Source organism: Spiroplasma sp. Moj (assembly GCF_016082285.1).
GTDB lineage: Bacteria > Bacillota_I > Bacilli_A > Mycoplasmatales > Mycoplasmataceae > Spiroplasma > Spiroplasma phoeniceum.
Genome location: NZ_MQTY02000151.1, coordinates 1 through 1566 on the forward strand (window position 1 = coordinate 1; position 1566 = coordinate 1566).

General features: G+C 24.5%; 2 protein-coding genes. Both read left to right on the forward strand.

Annotated elements, in window-relative coordinates:
* Nucleotides 1-142: 142 nt before the first annotated feature.
* Complete coding sequence (gene hpt / locus BST80_RS05210) at nt 143-730, forward strand: hypoxanthine phosphoribosyltransferase (protein WP_415746274.1); 588 nt, start codon at nt 143-145, stop codon at nt 728-730.
* Between the two features lie 38 nt (nt 731-768).
* Nucleotides 769-1425: an ECF transporter S component gene (locus BST80_RS05215; RefSeq protein WP_415746275.1), complete on the forward strand. Its 657-nt coding sequence runs from the start codon at nt 769-771 to the stop codon at nt 1423-1425.
* The last annotated feature ends 141 nt before the right edge of the window (nt 1426-1566 follow it).

Genomic DNA, 1566 nt, shown 5'->3' on the forward strand with positions numbered 1-1566 from the left:
AAGACTAAATCAGTGGTCTAAAATGTATATGGTTTTCACATTTTTTTAAGATTAAGTATCTTTTAATTAAACATTAATTGTATTATAATATACTATAATTATATTATTAAAATAAATTATTAATATTTAGTGAGGCAGAAAAATGAAGATACATCCCCTTGTAAAAGAAATTTTAATTACTACTGAAGAAATTGATGAAAAATGTTTTGAATTAGGGCAACAAATTAGTCATTATTATCTTAATGAATATCCAGCAAAAGATAATACGATTTTATGCTTAGGATTATTAAAAGGATGTATTCCTTTTATGGCAAAATTTATTTCTCATTTAGTTGGTATTGAATGTGAAACGGAATATATGGTTGTTTCATCTTATTTTGGTGGTATTAAGAGTAAAGATACCCCCCAAATTTTATTTGATTTACCAATGCCAATAACAAATCGCGACATTTTATTAGTCGAAGATATTATTGATAGTGGTAAAACAATTAAAATGATTAAAGACTATTTATATCTAAAAGGAGCACGTAGTGTGAAAGTTGTTACTTTATTAGATAAAAAAGCTGGTCGGAAAGTAGATTTAGCTGCTGATTGATATGGATTTGATGTTCCACCTGCTTTTTTAATTGGCTTTGGTTTAGATTATCAAGAACGTTTACGTAATTTGCCATATATTGCGATTGCTGATCAGAAAAAATTAGCAACATGAAAATGAGACATAAAGGACTAATAGACAATTAAATGATTTAGTTATCATTGGAGGAATAAATGAAAAAAGTAACGACAAGAATGATTACAATTAATAGTATTATTATTGCAATTTTTTTATTGTTTGCTTTAGTTCCATCATTAGGATATATTACGATTGGTCCAGTTAGTTTAACCTTAATGCATATTTTATTTTTAATAGGAATGTATGCTTTATATATTACAATGAATTTAAATTTAATTTGAGCAGGTTTAATTTATGGTCTTATTTTTGGTTTATCCTCATTAATTCAAACATTAATTTCATTAGGTCCAACTAGTTTTATTTTTTTTAATCCATTGTTTTCTGTTGTGCCACGGGTTTTAATGGGACTTTGTGTTGGTATTTTAGCTTATTTTTTAACAAAAACTTCGGTTAAAATTGAAACAAAAATTTATACTAATCAAATTACAGAATTGACTTGATACCAACGACATTATTTAAAAATTTATAATATTATTATTGCTTTTACTGTAGCTACGTTAAATACTATTTTTGTTTTAGTTTTTATGTATTTTATTGGTCCTTTAATTTATACTGACCCAGATCAACAACGCTTTTTTCACACTTTTACTTGAATTATTTTAGCAACGAATTATTTACCAGAAATGTTGTTAGCGGTTGCTATTTTTCCACCAGTTGCATATGCATTAAAAAAACTTTATAATAATAATTAATAGACTTCTTGCATAACCTATTAAAATAATTGTAAATATTTTTAAAAAGATACTAATAGCAAATTATAATTTTAATTAATTATGTTTTTTATTTAAAAATTTAATATTTTCCTACAACGAAAAATGACTTTTTTATTTAAA